General features: G+C 66.7%; 18 protein-coding genes. 11 read left to right on the top strand and 7 right to left on the bottom strand.

Features of this window, described 5'->3' with window-relative positions; all coding sequences use genetic code 11:
- Nucleotides 1-199 precede the first annotated feature (199 nt).
- Together BRAD285_RS04055 and BRAD285_RS04060 are read left to right on the top strand one after the other, a co-directional pair.
- A complete protein-coding gene (locus BRAD285_RS04055) occupies nt 200-1693 on the top strand; it encodes an amidohydrolase family protein (protein ID WP_006611651.1) in 1494 nt (497 codons plus the stop codon).
- A complete protein-coding gene (locus BRAD285_RS04060) occupies nt 1690-2616 on the top strand; it encodes a GTP-binding protein (protein ID WP_006611650.1) in 927 nt (308 codons plus the stop codon). Before BRAD285_RS04055 ends, BRAD285_RS04060 begins: the two co-directional genes overlap by 4 nt.
- 23 nt (nt 2617-2639) lie before the next feature.
- Here the strand turns inward: BRAD285_RS04060 and BRAD285_RS04065 are convergent, their stop codons facing one another.
- Both BRAD285_RS04065 and BRAD285_RS04070 read right to left on the bottom strand, forming a co-directional pair.
- Complete coding sequence (locus BRAD285_RS04065) at nt 2640-3776, bottom strand: GGDEF domain-containing protein (protein WP_035646123.1); 1137 nt, start codon at nt 3774-3776, stop codon at nt 2640-2642.
- A gap of 138 nt (nt 3777-3914) precedes the next feature.
- Nucleotides 3915-4979 (bottom strand): J domain-containing protein, encoded by a 1065-nt coding sequence (locus BRAD285_RS04070; RefSeq protein WP_006611648.1) that lies wholly within the window; start codon nt 4977-4979, stop codon nt 3915-3917.
- 419 nt (nt 4980-5398) lie between these two features.
- Between BRAD285_RS04070 and BRAD285_RS04075 the strand changes: the two genes are divergently transcribed.
- Nucleotides 5399-6274, top strand: a complete 876-nt coding sequence (locus BRAD285_RS04075) for a dihydrodipicolinate synthase family protein (RefSeq protein ID WP_035646140.1) — start codon at nt 5399-5401, stop codon at nt 6272-6274.
- Nucleotides 6275-6631: 357 nt separating this feature from the next.
- The gene (locus tag BRAD285_RS04085; protein ID WP_006611646.1) at nt 6632-8965 is read left to right on the top strand and encodes a xanthine dehydrogenase family protein molybdopterin-binding subunit; all 2334 of its coding nucleotides are present in this window, start codon (nt 6632-6634) and stop codon (nt 8963-8965) included.
- Nucleotides 8966-9282: 317 nt separating this feature from the next.
- Here BRAD285_RS04085 and BRAD285_RS04090 read toward each other — a convergent pair whose 3' ends face one another.
- Together BRAD285_RS04090 and BRAD285_RS04095 are read right to left on the bottom strand one after the other, a co-directional pair.
- Entirely contained in the window at nt 9283-10689 is a 1407-nt protein-coding gene (locus BRAD285_RS04090) for a sensor histidine kinase (protein WP_006609386.1), read from the bottom strand.
- Nucleotides 10664-11329, bottom strand: coding sequence for a response regulator transcription factor (locus tag BRAD285_RS04095; protein ID WP_006609385.1), 666 nt, complete (start codon nt 11327-11329; stop codon nt 10664-10666). Before BRAD285_RS04095 ends, BRAD285_RS04090 begins: the two co-directional genes overlap by 26 nt.
- Before the next feature lie 119 nt (nt 11330-11448).
- On the opposite strand from BRAD285_RS04095, the gene BRAD285_RS04100 reads away from it, so the two are divergent.
- From BRAD285_RS04100 to BRAD285_RS04110, 3 genes are read left to right on the top strand one after another with little or no spacing between them, the layout of a single operon-like run.
- Nucleotides 11449-12228 carry an ABC transporter ATP-binding protein gene (locus BRAD285_RS04100; RefSeq protein ID WP_006609384.1) on the top strand — a complete coding sequence of 260 codons (780 nt, stop codon included), beginning with the start codon at nt 11449-11451 and terminating at the stop codon, nt 12226-12228.
- An 18-nt stretch (nt 12229-12246) separates the two neighbouring features.
- Nucleotides 12247-13113, top strand: coding sequence for an ABC transporter permease (locus tag BRAD285_RS04105; protein WP_006609383.1), 867 nt, complete (start codon nt 12247-12249; stop codon nt 13111-13113).
- A 38-nt stretch (nt 13114-13151) separates the two neighbouring features.
- Nucleotides 13152-14165 (top strand): ABC transporter substrate-binding protein, encoded by a 1014-nt coding sequence (locus tag BRAD285_RS04110; protein ID WP_006609382.1) that lies wholly within the window; start codon nt 13152-13154, stop codon nt 14163-14165.
- Nucleotides 14166-14805: 640 nt separating this feature from the next.
- Here BRAD285_RS04110 and BRAD285_RS04115 read toward each other — a convergent pair.
- Together BRAD285_RS04115 and BRAD285_RS04120 are read right to left on the bottom strand one after the other, a co-directional pair.
- Nucleotides 14806-16158 carry a cell wall metabolism sensor histidine kinase WalK gene (locus BRAD285_RS04115; RefSeq protein WP_006609381.1) on the bottom strand — a complete coding sequence of 451 codons (1353 nt, stop codon included), beginning with the start codon at nt 16156-16158 and terminating at the stop codon, nt 14806-14808.
- Between the two features lie 3 nt (nt 16159-16161).
- Entirely contained in the window at nt 16162-16869 is a 708-nt protein-coding gene (locus tag BRAD285_RS04120) for a response regulator (RefSeq protein WP_006609380.1), read from the bottom strand.
- Nucleotides 16870-17078: 209 nt separating this feature from the next.
- Between BRAD285_RS04120 and BRAD285_RS04125 the strand changes: the two genes are divergently transcribed.
- The 4 genes from BRAD285_RS04125 (at nt 17079) to BRAD285_RS04140 (ending at nt 19555) form a co-directional block, all read left to right on the top strand.
- The gene (locus BRAD285_RS04125; RefSeq protein WP_006609379.1) at nt 17079-17348 is read left to right on the top strand and encodes a hypothetical protein; all 270 of its coding nucleotides are present in this window, start codon (nt 17079-17081) and stop codon (nt 17346-17348) included.
- Nucleotides 17349-17520: 172 nt separating this feature from the next.
- Nucleotides 17521-18132 (top strand): LemA family protein, encoded by a 612-nt coding sequence (locus BRAD285_RS04130; RefSeq protein ID WP_009028768.1) that lies wholly within the window; start codon nt 17521-17523, stop codon nt 18130-18132.
- A 15-nt stretch (nt 18133-18147) separates the two neighbouring features.
- A complete protein-coding gene (locus BRAD285_RS04135; RefSeq protein WP_006609377.1) occupies nt 18148-19047 on the top strand; it encodes a YgcG family protein in 900 nt (299 codons plus the stop codon).
- 10 nt (nt 19048-19057) lie between these two features.
- Nucleotides 19058-19555, top strand: a complete 498-nt coding sequence (locus BRAD285_RS04140; RefSeq protein ID WP_006609376.1) for a TPM domain-containing protein — start codon at nt 19058-19060, stop codon at nt 19553-19555.
- Between the two features lie 174 nt (nt 19556-19729).
- Here the strand turns inward: BRAD285_RS04140 and BRAD285_RS04145 are convergent, their stop codons facing one another.
- Nucleotides 19730-20713, bottom strand: a complete 984-nt coding sequence (locus tag BRAD285_RS04145) for a YafY family protein (protein WP_006609375.1) — start codon at nt 20711-20713, stop codon at nt 19730-19732.
- Between the last annotated feature and the right edge of the window lie 45 nt (nt 20714-20758).

The following is a 20758-nucleotide window of genomic DNA, read 5'->3' on the forward strand; positions in this document are numbered from 1 at the left end:
TCGAACCGCGAATGCGCGGTCATGGCCGGCGATCCTGGCCGATTGCCGCCGCCGGGGAAAGAGCATGCCGTCATCACCAACTGATAAGTGCGCGCGCCACGCATGGCTCGGAGCGCATCGATCTCTCCCGCCACGTTCTCATCGCCGCGCATCTGTGTTAGGCCTCGTGCAGTTCCACTTGGCGGGCCCTGCTGATTTCATGCCTCACTATGATCTGATCATTCGCGGCGGTCGTGTGCTCGACCCGGAAACCAACCTCGACACGACGGCTGACGTCGCCATCACGGATGGCGCAATCGCCGCCGTGGGCGATGTCGGCGCTGCTGCCGATCGGGTGATCGATGCAACCGGCCTTGCCGTCGTGCCCGGCTTCATCGATCTGCACGCACACGGCCAGTCCTTGCCGGCCGACCGCATGCAGGCATTCGACGGCGTCACCACGACGCTGGAGCTCGAGATTGGCGTGATGCCGGTGGCGCGCTGGTATGATGAGCAGGCAGCGATCGGGCGCACGCTGAACTACGGCGCAGCCGCCGGCTGGGTGTTCGCGCGCATCGCGACGATGACAACGCAGCAGACCGCCTCGACCATCGCCGGAATGGGCGAGGCGACGCGCGACAAGCGCTGGGTGGAGGAGGTCGCGACCCCTGCCGAGACCGCCGAGATCGTCGAGCGTACCAAACAGGGCCTGGAGCAGGGCGGCCTCGGCATCGCCTTCCCGAACGCCTATGCGCCGGGCACCGGCATGAAGGAGCTGTCGGAGCTGTGCAGCCTCGCCGCCAGGCAGGACGTGCCGACCTACACGCACATCGCCTACATGTCGAACGTCGACCCGCGCAGCTCGGTCGACGCCTATGTCAGGCTGATCGGCCTGGCCGGCTCGACCGGCGCGCACATGCACATCTGCCATTTCAACAGCACCAGCCTGCAGGACGTCGAGCGCTGCGCCGAGCTGGTGCAGACCGCGCAGAAGCAGGGCCTGAAGGTCACGACGGAGGCCTATCCCTACGGCACCGGTTCGACCGTCGTCGGCGCCGGCTTCTTCGCCGATCCTGCCTTCTGCCAGCGCATGGGCACCGGCTATGACGCGATCGAGATGGTGGCCGAACGCCATCGTCTCGGCAGCCGCGACGAGTTGTTGGCGCGGCAGCAGGAAGATCCCGGCGCGCTGGTGCTGATCCACTTCCTCGACGTCGCCGTCAACCAGCGTCACCGCGATCTGCTCGACGTGTCCGTGCTGTTCCCGGGTGGCGCGATCGCCTCCGACGCGATGCCGTGGATTCTCTCCAACGGCACGGACTACACCGGCGACGCCTGGCCGCTGCCTGACGATGCGGTGTCGCATCCGCGCTCGTCGGCTACCTTCACCAAGTTCCTGCGCGAATGGGTGCTGGATCGCAAGACGGTGTCGCTGATGGACGGCATCGCCAAGTGCACGCTGATCCCGGCGCAGATCCTGGAGACCTCGACGCCTGCGATGCGTAGGAAGGGGCGGCTGCAGGCCGGCTGCGATGCCGATATCGCCGTGCTCGATCTCGCTGGTCTGCGTGATCGCGCCGACTTCCTCAACATGAACCGGGCCTCCGAAGGCGTCAGGCATCTGCTCGTCAACGGCCAGGCCGTGATCGCCAATGGCGATCTCGTCCGCGACGCGAGGCCGGGACGCGCCGTGCGCCGGCCCGTGCTGTCGTGATCGTCCCCGTCCTGCTGGTCGCCGGCGCGCTCGGCGCCGGCAAGACGACGTTGCTGAATTATCTGCTCGCCAATCCGGGCGGACGGCGCATCGCGGCCGTCGTCAATGATTTCGGCGCGGTCGACATCGACGCGCAGCTGCTCGGCACGGTCACCGAGGAGGTGATCAGCCTGAAGAACGGCTGCATCTGCTGCTCGCTGCAGGGCGACCTCTTGCGCACGCTCTCATCCGTGATCAAGCGCGACCCGGCGCCGGATGCGATTGCCATCGAGACCTCGGGCATCTCCGATCCCACCGAGATCATCCGCAACCTGATGGACCCCGTGATCTTCAAGGTCGCGCCGCTCGAAACGGTGGTGACCCTGGTCGATCCGCAGCGGCTGCACGATGATCCCGGGATCGCTGAGGAGGCGCTGTGGCGCTCACAGCTGCGCGCTGCCGACTTCGTGCTGCTGACGAAAGCGGACCTGCTCGATCGCGCCACGCTGGATCAGGCGCGCGCCATCGTCGGCCGCCTCAAGCCGCCATCCGCGATCTTCGAGATCGCGCGAGGCGTCGTCGCGCCGGACCTGCTGTTCAGCCGCGAGATCGGCGCGCCACGTGAGCTGCCACGGCAGCTGCCGACGATGTCGCAGCCCTTCGCGACGGTCACCTGGACCTCGCAGGCGCCGCTGTCGCTGGCCCGCTTTCAGGAGGTGATCCGTCAGCTCGCGCCGCGCACCCTGCGCATCAAAGGCGTGCTGCAGTTCACCGAGCATCCGACGCAGCCGATCCTGTTCCAGTCAGTGGCGACGCGCGGCACCTTGGCGCCATCGCCGGTGGCGCCGCCCGACGGTCTGACCGCGCAACTCGTGCTGATCGGACGCGACGGCGAACTCGATGAGGCGGAGATCGATGCGTTGCTGCGCGGCGTGATCGTGTGAGATCGCGCAAGCGGAGGGGGCATTCAGCCTGTCTGCTGAAACGCGTGATCCGCAGTATCAGCCCAGGTGCAGCAACCGCCTCCGGCGCGCTTGGCGGCATAGAGGGCGCCGTCGACCTGACGCAGCAACTCATCCACCGCCGCCTCGTCCAGCGATCGGTCATTGACGAGCAGACCCGCGCTCGCACCGATGATGACGGGAATGTCGGACAGCAGGAATGGCATCGACAATGATCGGACGGCGTCGCGCGCCAGCGCCAGCGCCTCGTCGCGGGCCTGCGCGCCGCCAGCCACCGGCTTGAGCAGCATGAACTCGTCGCCGCCAAAACGCGCGGCCATGCCGTCCGGGCCGGCGCAGATCGCCAGGCGTCCTGCAACCTGACGCAGCAGGTCGTCTCCGGTGTGATGGCCGTGTCGGTCGTTGACCGGCTTGAAGCCGTCGAGATCGATGGCGATGATCGCGATGCTGCCCACGCTGCCTTCCAGCGCCGCGAGGAACGCCGCGCGGTTCGGCAGCCCGGTCAGAAAATCGTGGTTGGCCTGGCGCGCCAGTGCGTGCTTGGACTCGAGCCGCTCGATGAAGGCGGTGCTGAGATGGCGCGACGCTTCGCGGATCGAGAACCAGAACAGTACCAGCATGGCGGCGCCGAGCTGATAGGGCAGCTCGGGGCGCATCAAACCCGCGACCAGCGTGGGCGCAAACAGCACGGCCGTGGCCGTCAGCACGACCCAGGGGCGGATCGCTGCGCGCGAGACCATGCCGACGCAATAGGACATCGACAGGCCGAACGCGATCCACGCGCCCGGCGCGTCATTCAGTTGGAAGGCCCGGAAGGTGAGGGCGCCGAGCGCGAGGCCGAAGGCAGTCGCGCCAGCGGCATAGACCTTCTCCCACAGGATCACGTCGCGGTCGGACAGGCGGCTCGCATGCTGCTTGTAGCGCAGCAGGCTCACGACCCGGCCGATGGCATTGACGATGATCGCGCAGGCGATCGCGATGTAGCCGGGGTCGCGAGTGAGGACGGCGAGCGTGACCGATCCGGTGATCGCCGCCGCGTTGATCGACATGACCTGCGGCAAGGACGTGTACAGGAGATCGACCAGCTCGCGCCGGATCGCCGGGTTCGGATGGATGAATCTGGAAAGCAGCCCCTGTCCCATGGCACCACCATGGGACACCTTTCCTAACAGTTGATGGGCGCAGGCGATTCGCGCGACGGAGCTTCGCGGTTACCTTAAATCTTCGTCAATCGCGCAAGAACCTCTGATGAAGCGCTGATGAGCCGCTCATCAAATCGCTCATGGCGCTCGGCTGGGATCGCTCGTGGCGTAGACCGGGGTCGCCGTCGACAGCCGCGCCGGCAGCGGGGCTGCAGTGGCCACTTTCGGGGCCTCGGGTTTCGTCTCGATCTTGGCGTCGATCTTGGCGTCGTTTTTGGCCTCGACCTTGGGCGGCTCGAGCTTCAACGGCCGCAGCGGCTGGCGCTTGGCCATCGCATCCAGCACCGCCCGGTTCGTCTTGTCGATCCGCTTGGCGGCGGCGACATCGGCGAAGGCGCGGTCGAACTTGCGCATGCGATAGAACACGATGCCGCGGTCGATATAGGCTTCCTGATAGCGCGGATCGAGCTGGATCGCCGCGTCGAGATCGGTGAGCGCGGCGGCGAGATCACCCTTCTGGAACGATGTCATGCCGCGTTCATGAAGCGCGCGGGCCTCGTTCGACGCCGTGCCGCCGGGCTGCGTGGTCTCTGACGGGCAGGGCGCAGCCTGGCCGCAGGCGGGACTGTCCTGCTCGGCCGAATAGACCGCGTCGACCTTGCTCACCCGCAGCGGCAGCGGCTCGGCTGCCGCACTGGCCTTGGTGACGGGGGCCGCTGTGTCGCTGGCGGCGGCCGGAGCCGCTTCGCCGACCGTCGTCGCGGCGGGCGCGCTCTCGATCGGATTGGCAGGCACCTCGGTCGGCTTCACCTTGTTGGTCGCGACCACGATCGGCTTGAGCGGCGCCACGGACGCCGCCGACATATGCGTGAACAGCAGATAGCCGGTCAGCGCCACGGCGGAAGCGCCGGCCAGCGCCATCACGCCGGAGGCAACCTTGTGCACCTTGGCGGCGACGGCGATCTTGGTATCCTGCCGATGCTCGTCCTGCGCGGCGCCGAGCAGGCGGTCATAGGCCGTGCGCTGCTCCTTGTCGCCGAGGATGTCGTTGGCGCGAATGATCTGGCGAAACCGCAGCGCGGCGTCGGGATCTCCGGGATTGATGTCCGGATGACTCTCTTTGACAGCCTTGCGGAAGGCGGCCCGGATGTCCTCAGCGTCATCGTCCGGAAGAGCTCCGAGTAAATCGTAAAGCGTCTTCATGGTCGCACTCGCTGCAGGCTTCCCTCGTCTCCGATCGAAATTCCTACGGCGAATTTACGCTGGAGCACTCGAACTAACTCTTTCCACTTGGCACAATAGCCGTCTAATTCGGCGGAAAAATGACTGAAAATGGCGAAGTCCGTAGCCATTTCTGCCGCCTTTGGAACCATTTTCCTGCCCTTACTCACGACGAACAACGCAATCTTCGATTGTATCGCGACTGTCTTGTCGCCCCGCCGCGTCGGCCTGCCGTATGGTGAACAGAAAGTTTGAAGCTCCGTTTAACGAGAGGATCGGCCAACGATCTTTCATGCTCCAGCAGCCCGGCCGCCCCGTCTTCCGTCATTCTCGTCGGCCGAGACGCTCGCGGTCAGGCTGCCTGCTTGCGGAGCCGGCCGCCGCGCCGCTATACCGATGAGATGGCTGATTTTCATGGTGTCTTTCCCTACCTCGCCTCGCCAATCGACGCCGATGGCACGATCAGGACCGGAGTACTCGGCAAGCTCTGCGATGACCTGATTCATGCCGGTGTGCATGGGCTGACGCCGCTCGGTTCGACCGGCGAGTTCGCCTATCTCGACCGCGCCCAGCGCATGACGGTCGTCGAGACGACCATCGATGCTGCGCGGGGCCGTGTTCCCGTCATCGCCGGCGTGGCCTCGACGGCGATCGCCGACGCCGTGGCGCAGGCGAGGGCCTATGAGAAGCGTGGCGCTGACGGCATTCTGGCCGTGCTCGAGGCGTATTTCCCGGTCAGCGATGCCGGCGTGGAAGCCTATTTCCGCGCCATCGCCGATGCCGTCGGCATTCCCGTCGTGATCTACACCAACCCGCAATTCCAGCGCTCCGACCTCTCGCTGGATGTGATCGCCCGGTTGGCCGAGCATCCGCGCATCAACTACATCAAGGATGCCTCGACCAATACCGGGCGCCTGCTGTCGATCATCAATCGCTGCGGCGACGCCATCAAGGTGTTCGCGGCGTCGTCGCATATTCCGGCGGCTGTGATGATGATCGGCGGCCATGGCTGGATGGCCGGGCCCGCCTGCATCATCCCGCGGCAGAGCGTCGAGCTCTACAATCTGTGCAAGGCGTCGTGCTGGGACGATGCGATGATGCTGCAGCGGAAGCTGTGGCGCGTCAACGAGGCCTTCGCCCGCTTCAACCTCGCCGCCTGCATCAAGGCGGGCCTGTCGATCCAGGGCTATGACGTCGGCGACCCCGTGCCGCCGCAGGCCGCGCTGACATCAGAGCAGCGCAAGGTCGTCGAAGAGGTGCTGCACAGCCTGGGGTGAGCCGTTTGGTGCTCCGCTCCCTCCCCACGTCATTCCGGGGCAGCCGGAAGGGCTGAGCCCGGATCCATACGCCGTGTCCTCGGCGTCAGGCGGGTTTGAAGAGACTTCGGTACGCGTTTTTGCCCGTCTTCGTTCACGTCGTCATGCCCTGGCTTGTCCCGGGCATCCACGTCCTTCCGCGCATGTCGAACGACGTGGATGGCCGGGACGAGCCCGGCCATGACGGTGTGGAGAGAGCCGAACTCAAGCTGGGATCCTCATTTGCGAGGACCCCGCAGCATCACGGCGGTGGTTGTGTCGGGCGGCAAATCCGCTAAAACCCCATGCAATTACATTGAACTGGCCAAGGATTCTCGAATGAACATTCTTCCCAACAACATGCGGTTCGGTGCGGGCCAGCCCGTCAAGCGGCTCGAGGATCAGCGGCTGCTGACCGGGAAGGGGCAGTTCATCGACGACAAGCCGGACGACGGCGCGCTGTGGCTCTACGTCCTGCGCTCGCCGCATGCGCATGCCAAGATCCTGTCGATCGACACTATGGCGGCCCGCGACGTCGCCGGCGTGCAGGCGGTCTACACCGGCGCGGATCTCGTGGCCGATGACATCGGCTCCATCCCCACGCTGGCGATCTTCAAGCGTCCCGACGGCAAGCCGATGACGGTGCCGCCGCGCCGGCTCCTCGCCCATGAGGTCGTGCGCTACACCGGCGAGGCCGTGGCCGCCGTCGTCGCGACGTCGCGGACGATCGCGCAGGAAGCGGCTGAAGCGATCGTCGTCGACTACGAGGTGCTGCCGGCAGTGACCGATCCGGTCAAGGCGATCGAGCCCGGCGCCCCGGTGGTCTGGGCCGAGGCGCCCGACAACATCGTGGCTGCGATGAGCTATGGCGATGCCGCCAAGGTCGAGGAGGCTTTTGCCAGCGCGCCCCACAAGGTGTCGCTCGACATCAGCAGCCAGCGCCTGGTGCCCTCGGCGATGGAGCCGCGCTCGACCATTGCGGAGATCGAGAAGAAGACCGACCGCCTCTTGTTGTACGTGCAGTCGCAGACCCCGGCCTCGACCCGCGACGTGCTCGCCGACGCCGTGCTGAAGCGGCCGAAGGAGAGCGTGCGCGTGCTGGTCGGCGACATCGGCGGTGGCTTCGGCCAGAAGACCAACCTCTATCCGGAGGACGGCATCGTCGCCTACGCCGCGACCAAGCTCGCCAAGAAGATCCGCTGGCGCGCCGAGCGCACGGATGAGTTCGTCGGCGGCACGCATGGCCGCGACCTCACCTCGACGGCCGAGTTCGCGCTGGACGCCAAGGGCAAGGTGCTGGCTTATCGCGTGCGCTCGATCGGCGCCACCGGCGCCTATTCGTCCGGCGCCGCCAACATCATTCCGCTGGTGCTCGGGCCGTTCGTGCAGACCGGCGTCTACGACTTGCCGCTGGTGCATTTCGAGATCAAGACCGTGATGACGCACACCGCGCCGGTTGGTGCCTATCGCGGCGCCGGGCGTCCCGAGGCCGTGTTCATCGTCGAGCGGCTGTTCGACACCGCCGCGCGCCAGATCGGCATCGATCCGCGCACCATCCGGAAAGCCAACTACATCAAGCCGGCGCAGCTGCCCTACACCAACGCCGTCGGCCAGGTGTATGATTCCGGCGCCTTCGCCCACATGCTGGAGCGCGCCGCCAAGCTCGCCGACTGGGACGGCTTCAACGCGCGCAAGCGCGAAGCCAAGAAGCGCGGCATGCTCTATGGGCGCGGCCTCACCTCCTACATCGAATGGACCGGCGGCCGCGCCCACACCGAGAAGGTGTCGCTGCACGCGACGTCCGAGGGCCGCGTCATCCTGCATTCCGGCACGATGGCGATGGGGCAGGGGCTGCAGACCACCTACACGCAGATGATCTCCGACACGCTCGGCATCCCGCTCGACAAGATCGACGTCGTGCAGGGCGACACCGATCTCGCCACCGGCTTCGGCAGCGTCGGCTCGCGCTCGCTGTTCGTCGGCGGCACGGCGGTCGCGGTGTCGTCGAACGATCTGATCACCAAGGCGCGCGAGAAGGCGTCGAACCTCTTGGAGACCGCTGTCGAGGACATCGAATATCGCGACGGCGTCCTCACGGTCGTCGGCACCGACCGCCGTATCAGCCTGTTCGACATTGCCGGAAAGGAGCAGGGCGCCAAGCTGTCGGTCGACAGCGAGGGCGAGGTCGATGGCCCGAGCTGGCCGAACGGCACGCATATCTGCGAGGTCGAGATCGATCCGGACACCGGCATCAGCCGCGTCGTGCGCTACACCACGGTGGATGACGTCGGCGTCGCGGTGAACCCGATGCTGGTGGCCGGCCAGATCCATGGCGGCGTCGCCCAGGGCATCGGCCAGGCGCTGTACGAGAACGTCGCCTACGATGCCGACGGCCAGCTGCTGACCGCGACCTATCAGGACTACTGCATCCCGCGCGCCGACGACGTGCCGCCGATCGCGGTCACGCTCGACGATTCCGCCCCCTGCAAGACCAACCCGCTCGGCGCGAAGGGCTGTGGCGAATCCGGCGCCATCGGCGGCCCGCCCTGCGTCACGAACGGCGTCATGGATGCGCTGTTCGAACTGGGCATCACCAATCTGCAGACGCCGCTAACGCCGGAAAAGGTGTGGGCGGCGATCCGGGATGCAAAGGCGAAGAAGGCGGCGGCGTAAGTCTGGAGTGCAGAGGCTCCTATCAGCGCCCATTGGATCCAAGCCCTCACCGCAAGCACGCTGCGCCCCCCTCCCCCTTGCGGGGAGGGGTCGGGGGTGGGGGTCTCCGGGCGCTGAACGTAGTTGAGCGCACCACGAATCTCGCCGCGCTCGCGGATTGATCGAGTGCGAAAGTTGGACTGCATCAGCTACGCTGATGATCTATTTTCCTCATATTCAGCGTCATTCGGGGACCCCCACCCCCGACCCCTCCCCGCAAGGGGGAGGGGAGCTCACCGGCTTCGGAGCGGCAGCTCGAGTCTCATCTCGACGTTTCTTCACTTGGGTCTGATAGGGGACGGATCAGCTACGCTGTCGCTGCTCGGCAGCTCTAGCCTCACGCTGAAATCACCTGCTCCACCGTTGAAGCGTAAGCGGCCGCCATGCGCCTCCGCGACCTCCACAGCGATCGCAAGCCCAAGCCCCGATCCATGCGAGTCGTCGCCCTTCTGGAACGGCACCAGCAGTCCCGTCTGGTCGTCTGCCGCAATGCCCGGCCCATCATCCCAGACGACGATCGCGACACTCTCCGCTGTCCGCTCCACCTTCACCATTAGCCGCGTCTTCGCCCCATGCGTCAGCGCGTTGTGGATGAGATTGGCGAGCGCCTCACGCAGGCTGATGGCATCTGCCGCGACGACCACATCGTCGTCCGATTCCACGAAGCTGACAGAGACCTCGCGGTCGAGCGACAGCGGCACGCTCTGCGACAGCACGGACTTCGCCAGCGCGTTGATGTCGGTCGCAGCGAACCGCGGCGCCTGGGCGCGGTGCTGGATCATCGCGTGATCGAGCAACTGGCTGGTGAGGCGGGCGAGGTCGGAGATGCGGCCACGCAGCCGGTCGAGCGTCTTGCCGTCCCCGGTCTGGTCGCTCAGCAGCTCGACCTCAGCATCGATCGCGGCCAGCGGTGTGCGCAACTGATGAGTCGCATCGGCGATGAAGCGTTGCATCAGCGTGATGCGCTCGGCCAGGCGCTGCATGAAGTCGTCGATGGCGCCGACCAGGGCGCGGACCTCGCGCGGCGGGGTGATCGCGATCGGGCTGAGATCGTCCGGCCGGCGCTTGACGATCTCGGCCTCGATCCGCGTCAGCGGCGCGAACACCAGCCGCAGGCACAGGGCAGTCGCGACCAGCGCGAGCAGGCTCATGGCCGCGATCAGGCCGATGGCTTTCGACGCCAGGTCCCAGGTCAGCGCATCACGCGCGCGCAGAGTCTGCGCCAGCACGATTTCGCTCCAGCCGTCGCCGGGGGCGCCGTCGAGCCGGCGCGCCACCGCGGCGACGCGCACCGGCTGGTCGCGGTAGACGCCATCGCGCAGCACCACGCCCTCGCGCAACGCGCTCTTGGGCGCCTGGATCGTCAGATCGTCATAGCCGGCAATGACCACGCCACGCGGGTCGGTGACGCGATAGAACACGAGATCATAGGCCGACAAGGTCGCGAACGCCGCCGCCGGCGGGTCGAGCGTGACCACGCCGCCCTGCATGTAGATGTTCTCCGCGACCTGCACGGCGCCGCCAGCGAGCAGCTTGTCATAGGCGTCGCGCGCGGCCGTGGCCGCGTATTGCCAGGCGGCAAGGCTCAGCACGACAGCACCTGCAGCCAGGATCGCGCCGATCGCGATCAGCAGCCGCGCGCGCAGCGACGTCCTCAGGTCAAGAAGCGTGGAGCTGATAGCCAAGGCCGCGCTCGGTCTTGATTTCGACGGACGTCGCCGCCAGCTTGCGTCTGAGACGCGCGATGAACTGCTCGACGGCGTTCGGGCTCGGGTCCTGGTCGAAGCTGAACAACTGCTCGACAAGTTCGTCCTTGGCGACGTAGCGCCCGGGGCGTGCAGCGAGGATCTCCAGCACGGTGAGCTCGCGGCGCGTCAGGTCGAGCGGCTGGCCGGCGACGCTTGCGGTTCGGCCAGCGCGGTCGATCACCAGCGGCCCCAGGGTCAACAGATTGTCGGATTGGCCGGCGGCGCGGCGGAGCAGGGCGCGGGCGCGTGCCTCCAGCTCGCGATAATCGAACGGCTTGATGAGATAGTCGTCGGCGCCGAGGTCGAGCGCGCCGATGCGGTCGTCGACCGCCGAGCGCGCGGTCAGCACCAGCACCGGCGTGCGCAGGCCGCGCTTGCGCAGATGCTTGAGCACGGCAAAGCCGTCCATGTTCGGCAGCATCACGTCGAGCACGATGAGATCATAGGTCTGCACCTCGATCAGCTCGCTCGCGGTGCGGCCGTCCTTCTCCCAGTCCACGGCGTAGCCGATCCGCTCGAACCGGCTGGTCACGGCGGCGCCGATCTCGGGCGTGTCTTCCACCAGCAGGATGCGCAAGGTCTTGGTCTCAGTCCCGGAGTCAGGTTCGCGTCAGTCTCCTCCTCTATCACTTCGCATAAGGGCGCCGAAGTGCACCAAGCGAAATTTCGCGCTGCAACATCAGGAGGGGAGGACGCATGACCGTCCATCAGACACCATCCCAGTTCGATCCGCTGCTCTCCGTCGAGGGCGTGACGCTCCAGTACAAGACGCCGGACACGCTGGTCACCGCGACCTATCGCGTCGATTTCAAGGTGTTCGATTCCGACCGCTTCGTGCTGCTCGGACCCTCCGGCTGCGGCAAGTCCACCCTGCTCAAGGCGATCGGCGGCTATCTGAAGCCGACCGAGGGCCGCATCCGGCTCAAGGGCCATGAGGTCACCGAGCCTGGCCCGGACCGCATGATGGTGTTCCAGGAATTCGACCAGCTGCTGCCGTGGAAGACGGTGCGCGAGAACGTCGTGTTCGCGCTGACCGCGAGCGGCCGGCTCGGCGCTGATGAGGCGCAGGAGCGCGCCAAGTCCTATATCGACAAGGTCGGCCTGACCAAGTTCATCGATTCCTATCCGCATATGCTGTCCGGCGGCATGAAGCAGCGCGTTGCGATCGCGAGGGGCATGGCGATGGAGCCGGACGTGCTCTTGATGGACGAGCCGTTCGCGGCGCTGGATGCGCTGACCCGGCGCAAGATGCAGGACGAACTGCTGCAGCTCTGGCAGGACACCCGCTTCACCGTGTTGTTCGTGACGCATTCGATCGAGGAGGCGATCAAGATCGGCTCCCGCATCCTGCTGCTGTCTCCGCATCCCGGCCGCGTGCGCGCCGAGCTCAACAGCGTGCCGCCGGGCACGATGGGCTCGCCCGAGCAGGTCGCGCTCGAAGGGCGCATCAACGACATGCTGTTCGGCCATCACTAAAGCGACGGGAGAGAGATCATGAGCGAGACGCTGACCCTGCGCCCCGAAATCGTCAATGCGGAGACGCCCCTCGGCGACGTCAAGGTCGAGGCGAGCCTGTCCTGGCTGGAACGCATCTACCGCTTCGGTGCGGTCCGCAAGGCCATCATCCTCGTCGCACTGGCCGCGCTGTGGCAGGCCTACGGCGTGTGGCTCGGCAATCCCCTGCTGTTTCCGACCTTCACCGACACGCTCTCTGCCTTCTTCGAGAACATCGCCAATGGCGTGATCCCGGCGCGCACCCTGGTGTCGCTGGAGACGCTGTTGATCGGCTACGGCGTCGGCATCGCGCTCGCGGCCGTGCTGACCACGATCGCGATCGGCTCGCGGATCGGCGCCGACCTGCTGGAGGCGCTGACCTCAATGTTCAACCCGCTGCCGGCGATCGCGCTGCTGCCGCTGGCCTTGATCTGGTTCGGACTCGGCAAGGGCAGCATCATCTTCGTGCTGGTGCATTCGGTGCTGTGGGCGATCGCGCTCAACACCCATTCCGGCTTCCGCTCGGTGTCGAACACCCTGCGCATGGTCGGCCTCAACTACGGCCTGCGCGGGCTGAAGCTGGTGCGCTTCATCCTGATCCCGGCGGCCTTTCCGGCGATCCTGACCGGCCTGAAAGTCGGCTGGGCCTTCGCCTGGCGCACCTTGATCGCGGCCGAGCTGGTGTTCGGCGTGTCCTCCGGGTCCGGCGGCCTCGGCTGGTTCATCTTCGAGAACCGCAACCAGCTGGAGACGGCGAATGTGTTCGCCGGCCTGTTCACCGTGATCATCATCGGCCTCGTGATCGAGAACGTCGTGTTCGCCACCATCGAGCGCAGGACGGTGCGGCGCTGGGGCATGCAGCACTGATCGGCTATAAGCAGAACAACAAGGGAAGGGAGACCACAATGTCCTGGAGCAAATCACTCACCGCCGCCGCGTTCGGCCTCGCCATGCTGCTCGGCAGCACCGCCGCGCAGGCCGAGGTCAAGGAGATCAGGCTCTCAAAGGGCTACGGCATCCTCTATCTGCCGCTGATCGTGATGGAGGATCAGAAGCTGATGGAGAAGCAGGCCGAGAAGGCAGGCCTCGGTCCGTTCAAGGTGAGCTGGCAGCTGCTCGACGGCGGCAACATCATCAACGATGCGATGATGGCCGGCTCGCTCGACATCGCCGGCACCGGCGCGCCCGGCTTCATCACGCTGTGGGCCAAGGCCAAGGGCATTCCGGCGGTGGAAGTGGTCGGCGTCAGCGGTCTCTCGTCGACCTCGCTGTGGATGAACAGCAACAATCCCGAGATCAAGTCGCTGAAGGATTTCAAGCCGAGCGACAAGATCGCGCTGCCGGGAATCAAGACCTCGCTGTCGGCGGTGATGCTGCAGATGATGGCGGCGCACGAGTTCGGCCGTGAGAACTACGCCAAGCTCGATCCGATGACCGTCGGCCTGCCGCATCCGGAAGCGGTCGCGGCGCTGACCTCTGGCAAGACCGAGATCACGGCGCATTTCACTTCGCCGCCGTTCTCCTATATCGAGCTGAAGGATTCCAAGATCCATCGCGTGGCCAATTCAGCCGACGTGCTCGGACGCCTCACCATGGACGTGGTGTTCGCGCCGAAGCGTTTCGTCGACGCCAACCCGAAGGTCGTGCAGGCCTTCCTCGACGCGCTCGACGAAGCTTGTACGCTCATCGCCAACGACAAGGCCGCCGCCGCCGAGATCTACGCCCGCACCGCCAAGGTGAAGACCACCAAGGAGGAGGTGTTGGAGATGCTGCAGGACAAGGACACCTGGTTCTCCGCCACGCCGGAGGGGGTGCTCAAGATCGCCGAGTTCATGCACGGCGTCGGCTCGATCAAGGTCAAGCCGGCGAGCTGGCAGGACATGTTCGTGACCCAGCTGCGCGACAGGAAGGGAAGCTGATACTTTCGGAGCGGAGCCCCAGCGGCGGTGCGCCCCCTCTCCCCGTTCTTACGGGGAGAGGGTCGGGGTGAGGGGCACCGGCACGGGTGGTGCTGCTGATGTACTGAGCTAGATCTCGGGCTAATAGTGAGCTGCTTTTTTGTTGGTGTGCATTCGTCTTGCCCGTCCGACGGACTGCTGTCGTCGCTTCGTATGTGCTATGCCCCTCACCCGGATTGCTACGCAATCCGACCTCTCCCCGCAGAAGGGCGGGGAGAGGTTGCACCGGTCGTGCCGGCAGCGATCGCGCGGTGCTCCAACTCAGATAGCTTTAAATCGGCGTTCCGCGCCCGCAACCTCGGTGCGCTCCCTCTCCCCGTTCTTCACGGGGAGAGGGTCGGGGTGAGGGGCAGCGGCACGGGTGGTGCCGCTGTTGACAATGAACCGAATCTTGATTTGCTCCGCAGTCTAATCACTCGAACTATCTTTCATGGATGCGCCCTCATCGTGCCCGTCCGATCGACCGCGAGCTGGGCTCCGCTTGTGCCATGCCCCTCACCCGGATTGCTGCGCAATCCGACCTCTCCCCGCAAAGAGCGGGGAGAGGTTTGTAGCGCCCGTGCCGGCGGAGATCGGCTCAATTGAGAGTTCGCCTCACTTCTCAGCCGGCGTGCGGAAACGCGACGCGCACCCGCAGTCCGCCTTCCGGCGAGGTCGATAGATCGATGCTGGCTCCATGCGCGTCGGCGATCTGCTTGACGATGGCGAGTCCCAGCCCGCTGCCGCCGGTGCTGCGGCTGCGGGAGTTCTCCAATCGGAAGAACGGCTCGAACACGGCATTGCGCGCATCGGGCGGAATGCCGGGGCCATCGTCGTCGATGGCGATCACGACCGCCTTGTCCGGCAGCACCCGCACAGTGCAGCGCGTGGCGAAGCGCAGTGCGTTCTCGATCAGGTTGATGAACAGCCGCCGCAACGCGGTCGGCTCGCCGAGCACGGTCAGCGGCGCGCGGCCGAGCTCGGCGCTGATCCCAGCGCCGCTCTGCCGCCGGTCGTCCACGATCTCCGTCAGCATGGCCATGAGATCGACCGGCCGGCGCTGGATGGCGGCAAAGCCACCGCGCGAGACGGCCAATGCATCCTCGAGCAGCCGGGTCATCTCGTCGAGGTCGGCGGCCGCCTTGTCGCGCTGCTCCTGTTCGGGCAGGCGCTCGATGCGCAATCGCAGCCGGGTGATGTAGGTCTTGAGATCATGCGACACCGCGCCGAGCAGCAATGTGCGGCCGCGCACCAGCTCGGAGATGCGGGTCTGCATGTCGTTGACGGCTGATATCAGGTTGCGGATTTCAGGTGCGCCGGCCGGCTTGACCGGCACCGCAGTCGCGTCGCTGCTGAACTGTCCCACTGACTTGCTGAGCTGGCGCAGCGGCCGCGCCTCGCGGGCGATCGCGATGACGGCGGCGATACCGATCAGCGCGCCGAGCAGCCCGACGCCGAAGCCCGGCGGCAGCCCGAACAGGCGCGGACCGGCGGCGCCGCTGGCCTCGAACACGACGTAGTCGCGATCGCGCAGCGACACGGCAAAACGCACGGTTCGATTGGCGTTACGCCAGACATCGCCGATGTGCCAGTCGCGCCAGCGCGGCAGGCCATTGCGAGACCGCAGCACGATGACGTCGCGGGGCTGCAGCGATTGCAGATACAAGGTGAGGAACTGCTCGGCGATCGGCCGGCGCATGGTCTCGGCGGATGCCTCCGGGCGCTCCTGCGTCAGCGTGACGCGGAGCCGCGCGCTGCTGACGGCCTTGAGGATCAGCGGACGTTCGGCCGGCGCGGCGCCCTCGATCAGCTCGACGATGGCGGCGACCTGCTCGGGAACCGGAAACAGCCGCCTGAGAATCTCCTCGCGCGATTCACTGAGAAACAGCCAGCCGAGCCCGACGGCCCACAGTGCGATCAGCGCGAACAGCACGATCGCCATCAGCCGGCCGGCGAAGCCGAGGCGCCCGAGCACGTCTCAGAGCTCTTTGACGGAGCCGGTGAAGATGTAGCCGGCGCTGCGCACTGTCTTGATCAGGTCGTCCTCGCCGTCGCGCTCGATCTTCTTGCGCAGCCGGCTCACCTGCACGTCGATGGTGCGGTCGAGCGGATCGGCCTGCCGGCCGCGCGTCCAGTCCATCAGCTGCTCGCGCGACAGCACGCGGTTGGGCCGTGTTAGGAAACAGCCGAGCAGCTCGAACTCCGCGCTCGTCAGTGGCAGCGGGCCATCCTCGGCATGCGCGATCTCGCGCTTGTCGAGATCGACCGTGAGGCTGGCATTGACGAGAAAGCGGCGGTTCTCCAGCGGCGCCGGCTCGGCACGGCGCAGGATGGCGCGGATGCGCGCCACCAGCTCGCGCGGGCTGAACGGCTTTGGCAGATAGTCGTCGGCGCCCATCTCGAGCCCGACGATGCGATCGATCTCGTCGCCCTTGGCCGTCAGCATCAGGATCGGCACCCGTGAGGCGGCGCGCAGCCGGCGGCAGATCGACAGCCCATCCTCGCCCGGCAGCATGATGTCGAGCACGACGAGGTCGGGATCGCCGAACGTGGTGCGGAAGCGGTCGAGCGCAGCCCCACCGTCGCCGACGTCGACGCGAAAGCCCTCGCGCGCGAGATGGTCGCGCAGCAGGCTGCGGATCTCGATGTCGTCCTCGATGACCAGGAGATGGGGGCGCGTGTCCATGCGATGGTTTTAAGAACACTGGGCTGCGCCGGGCAACCCGGGCCAGGACACCGTTACAAAACGTTACATCGCCGCCCGATCCTGCAAACCGCCCGCAAACTTCACGAGCGAGGCTCTGCTCACGCCGTCAGGCGCTGGTGATGTAACAGGAGAGACAGATGCTTTCAGTTCGGACCTCATTCGCGGCCATCGCGATCAGCGCCATGGTGATGGCTCTCGGCACCTCGGGCGCCAACGCCTGGACCCGCAGCGGCGGCGGCATGGGTCCGCGCGGCGGCACGTGGTCGACCTCCGCCTCGGGCGGCTGTGCCGGCGGCAGCTGCAGCCGCAGCCATGCTGGCACCTATACCGGCCCGCGCGGCGGGGTCGTCACCAACAGCGGCCAGACCAGCTGCTCGGGCGGCACCTGCACCCATACCGGCACCACCACCGGCCCGTATGGCGGCACCGTCAGCCGCAGCAGCACCTACACGCGCTGAGTCGAGCGAGACCCGGCAGGCGATTGCCTCGCGCTTGCAGGCGACGGGCGCAGCCGGCAGCGCTGGCAGCCTTTCAATTTGCCGCGATGTCGCCTATCTGACCCCAGGCGAAGGCAACGCCGCGCGCGGACCAAGTTCCCCGCGCGGCCAGCCGATGATGGGGGAGATTGCGATGCGGAGATTGCTGACCGTGCTGGCGGCGCTCATGACCTTGAGCCTGACCAATTGCGGCTACAACGCCATCCAGACCAATGACGAGCAGGTCAAGGCGGCCTGGTCCGAGGTGGTCAACCAGTATCAGCGCCGCGCCGATCTCGTGCCCAACCTCGTCAACAGCGTGAAGGGCTTTGCGCAGCAGGAGAAGGACGTGCTGCTCGGCGTCACCAATGCCCGCGCCAAGGTTGGTAGCGTCCAGGCAACGCCCGATGTGGTCAACGATCCCGCGGCCTTGCAGAAGTTCCAGGCGGCGCAGAGCGAGCTGACCGGCGCGCTGTCGCGACTCCTGGTGGTCACCGAGAACTATCCGCAGCTGAAATCGGATGCGCTGTTCCGCGATTTGATGTCCCAGCTCGAAGGCACCGAGAACCGCATTACGGTCGCGCGCAACCGCTACATCAAGTCGGTGCAGGAGTATAACGTCGGCATCCGCACCTTCCCCAACAACCTGACGGCCATGATGTTCGGCTACAAGGAGAAGGCCAACTTTACCGTCGAGAACGAGCGCGAGATCTCGGTCGCCCCCAAGGTCGACTTCAACGCGCCTTCGCCTGCGCCCGCCAAGTAGCCGGAGCGCTGAACCGTGCGCGCGCGCTCGGCGGTCAAGGCGATGCTTGCGATGCTCTTCGTCTGCCTCGCCACGTGGGTGTGGGCCGACGTCGCGGTGCCGCAGCTCACCGGCCGCGTGGTCGACCAGACCGGGACGCTGTCGTCGTCGGATATCGGCAGCCTGACGCAGAAGCTGAAAGACCTGGAGACGCGCAAGGGCAGCCAGGTCGCGGTGCTGATCGTGCCGACGACCCAGCCGGAGACGATCGAGCAGTTCTCGATCCGCGTCGCCGAGGCCTGGAAGATCGGCCGCAAGAAGGTCGACGACGGCGCGCTGCTGGTGATCGCGAAGGGTGACCGCAAGCTGCGCATCGAGGTCGGCTATGGCCTTGAGGGCAGCCTGACCGACGTCACCGCGCGCCGCATCATCGACGAGGTCATCACGCCAAAGTTCCGCCAAGGTGATTTCGCCGGTGGCATCGATGCCGGTGTCGATCGTATCATCGGCGTGATCAATGGCGAGCCGCTGCCGGTGCCGCAGCCGCAGGCCTCGCACGGCGACGTCGATTTCGATTCCATTACCTCGTTCGCGCCGGTGGCGCTGTTCGGTGCGCTGGTGATCGGCGGCATCCTGCGCACGCTGCTCGGCCGCCTGATCGGCTCGCTGGCCACCGGCGGCGCCATGGGCGCGATCGCCTGGCTGATGGTCGGATCGGCCGGGTTGGCTGCCTTGTCGGCGATCGCCGGCTTCATCATCGCCTTCATCGCCGACAGTTTTGCCTCGATGTCCGGACCGGGCAGCGGCCGGCGTGGCGGCTGGTCGACCGGCTCGTCGTCATCGGGTTGGAGCAGCGGCAGCAGTTCGAGCGACAGCGGCAGCTTCTCCGGCGGCGGCGGCAGTTTTGGCGGCGGCGGCGCCTCGGGCAGCTGGTGAGGCGGACGCGATGAGCATCAGACGGATCGGCCGGCATCTCCTGCATCATCACTGGCAGCTGAAGCGCATCTTCACGCCGGAGGTGCTGGCGCGCATCGAGCAGGCCATCAAGGCGGGCGAACGCACGCATGCGGGACAGGTGCGCTTCGTCGTCGAAGGCGCCCTCGACGGCCGCCCGCTGTGGCGCAACCAGCCGCCGCGCGAGCGCGCGCTCGACATGTTCTCGCAGCTGCGCATCTGGGACACCGCCCACAACAATGGCGTCCTGATCTACCTGCTGCTCGCCGACCGCGACGTCGAGATCATCGCCGACCGCGGCATCCACGACCGCGTCGGCGCAGAAGGGTGGGAGACGATCTGCCGGGCGATGGAGGCCGAGTTCCGCGCGGGGCGCTTCGAGCAGGGCGTGACCCAGGGCATTGCCGCGGTGTCACGCGAGCTCGCCAAGCATTATCCCCCGCACGCCGGCGAGACGAACGAGCTGCCGGACACGCCGGTGGTGATGTAGTTCGAATCGTGCCGTGTGTTTACGCCAGCCGCTCGCGCTCACCCCGGCTGGATGTGAGCGCACACCACTCTCACCCCGTCATTGCGAGCGCAGCGAAGCAATCCAGAGTCCCGCCCACGCCCCTGGATTGCTTCGCTGCGCTCGCAATGACGCGGATGGAGCAGGGCTGCCAACTCACACCTTCGTCTCAGCTGCGCAGTAGCGTTCAGCCATCGCCTTCGCCAGCTCGGCCATCTTCGCGCGCAGCTCCGGTGGGTCGAGCACCTCGGCCTCCGGGCCGAAGCGCAGCAGCTCGCCGGCGGCGTGCCAGAGCGTCGTCCCGGTCGGGATGGTCGCGATACGCCAGCCATCGGCATCGACCTCGTCCGCGAGGCGCGTGCGGGCGCGAACGTAAGGCTGGCTCCACACCTCCAGCAGCTTCACGCCGAGCGGTGAGAGCCGCACCGTCGCCGCGTTCGGATGCATCTCCGCTTCGAGACGCTCGGTCGCGGCGCGCCAGTAGCTGGCGAGATCGAAATCGCCTGGCCGCGCGAAGCTCTCGTCCGTCACGGTGCAGTCGAGAATGCGCGCCACTCGATACGTCCGCACATTGCGCTCGACCCCGGCGGCGAGATACCAGCTGCCGCCCTTGAGCACGAGACCGAGCGGCGCGACGCGGCGGCGCTTCTCGGCGCGCCAGGTCTGATAGCGGATGTCCACCATGACCTCGCGCAGCAGCGCGTCCGCAATGGCGCGCAGATGCGGCGGCTCCTCGGATTCGCCGAACCAGCCGGGCGCGTCGAGGTGGAAGCGCGCCTGCATCCGCCCCGCGTTGGCGCGCAGGTTCTGCGGCAGCGCCGCCACCAGCTTGGTCTGCGCCGCGCTCATCGCATCGTCGAGGCCGAGCGCCGCGGCGGGGCCGGGCAGGCCGGCCATGAACAGTGCATCAGTCTCGGCCGGCGACAGCCCGTTCAGCCGCACGCGATAGCCGTCGAGCAGGCGGAAGCCGCCCTCGGCGCCGCGCTCGGCATAAACGGGGATGCCCGCGGCCGAGAGCGCGTCGATGTCGCGATAGATCGTGCGCACCGAAACCTCGCACGCCTCCGCAAGCTCGGGGGCCGTGACCTGACCCCTGGCCTGCAACGTCGTGAGGATGGAGAGCATCCGGCTCGCACGCATGCCGCTGTTAAAACATACCTGACATGGATTGTCAGGTATGCTGTG

Source organism: Bradyrhizobium sp. ORS 285 (genome assembly GCF_900176205.1).
Classification (GTDB): domain Bacteria; phylum Pseudomonadota; class Alphaproteobacteria; order Rhizobiales; family Xanthobacteraceae; genus Bradyrhizobium.

What these genes read in the sequence shown, in the direction of transcription:
- BRAD285_RS04055 (WP_006611651.1), top strand. Translation starts at nt 200, where the DNA reads ATGCCTCACTATGATCTGATCATTCGCGGCGGTCGTGTGCTCGACCCG.
- BRAD285_RS04110 (WP_006609382.1), top strand. Translation starts at nt 13,152, where the DNA reads ATGTCCTGGAGCAAATCACTCACCGCCGCCGCGTTCGGCCTCGCCATG.
- BRAD285_RS04120 (WP_006609380.1), bottom strand. Translation starts at nt 16,869, where the DNA reads ATGGACACGCGCCCCCATCTCCTGGTCATCGAGGACGACATCGAGATC.
- BRAD285_RS04130 (WP_009028768.1), top strand. Translation starts at nt 17,521, where the DNA reads ATGCGGAGATTGCTGACCGTGCTGGCGGCGCTCATGACCTTGAGCCTG.
- BRAD285_RS04105 (WP_006609383.1), top strand. Translation starts at nt 12,247, where the DNA reads ATGAGCGAGACGCTGACCCTGCGCCCCGAAATCGTCAATGCGGAGACG.
- BRAD285_RS04065 (WP_035646123.1), bottom strand. Translation starts at nt 3,776, where the DNA reads ATGGGACAGGGGCTGCTTTCCAGATTCATCCATCCGAACCCGGCGATC.
- BRAD285_RS04085 (WP_006611646.1), top strand. Translation starts at nt 6,632, where the DNA reads ATGAACATTCTTCCCAACAACATGCGGTTCGGTGCGGGCCAGCCCGTC.
- BRAD285_RS04145 (WP_006609375.1), bottom strand. Translation starts at nt 20,713, where the DNA reads ATGCGTGCGAGCCGGATGCTCTCCATCCTCACGACGTTGCAGGCCAGG.
- BRAD285_RS04070 (WP_006611648.1), bottom strand. Translation starts at nt 4,979, where the DNA reads ATGAAGACGCTTTACGATTTACTCGGAGCTCTTCCGGACGATGACGCT.
- BRAD285_RS04140 (WP_006609376.1), top strand. Translation starts at nt 19,058, where the DNA reads ATGAGCATCAGACGGATCGGCCGGCATCTCCTGCATCATCACTGGCAG.
- BRAD285_RS04075 (WP_035646140.1), top strand. Translation starts at nt 5,399, where the DNA reads ATGGCTGATTTTCATGGTGTCTTTCCCTACCTCGCCTCGCCAATCGAC.
- BRAD285_RS04100 (WP_006609384.1), top strand. Translation starts at nt 11,449, where the DNA reads ATGACCGTCCATCAGACACCATCCCAGTTCGATCCGCTGCTCTCCGTC.
- BRAD285_RS04125 (WP_006609379.1), top strand. Translation starts at nt 17,079, where the DNA reads ATGGCTCTCGGCACCTCGGGCGCCAACGCCTGGACCCGCAGCGGCGGC.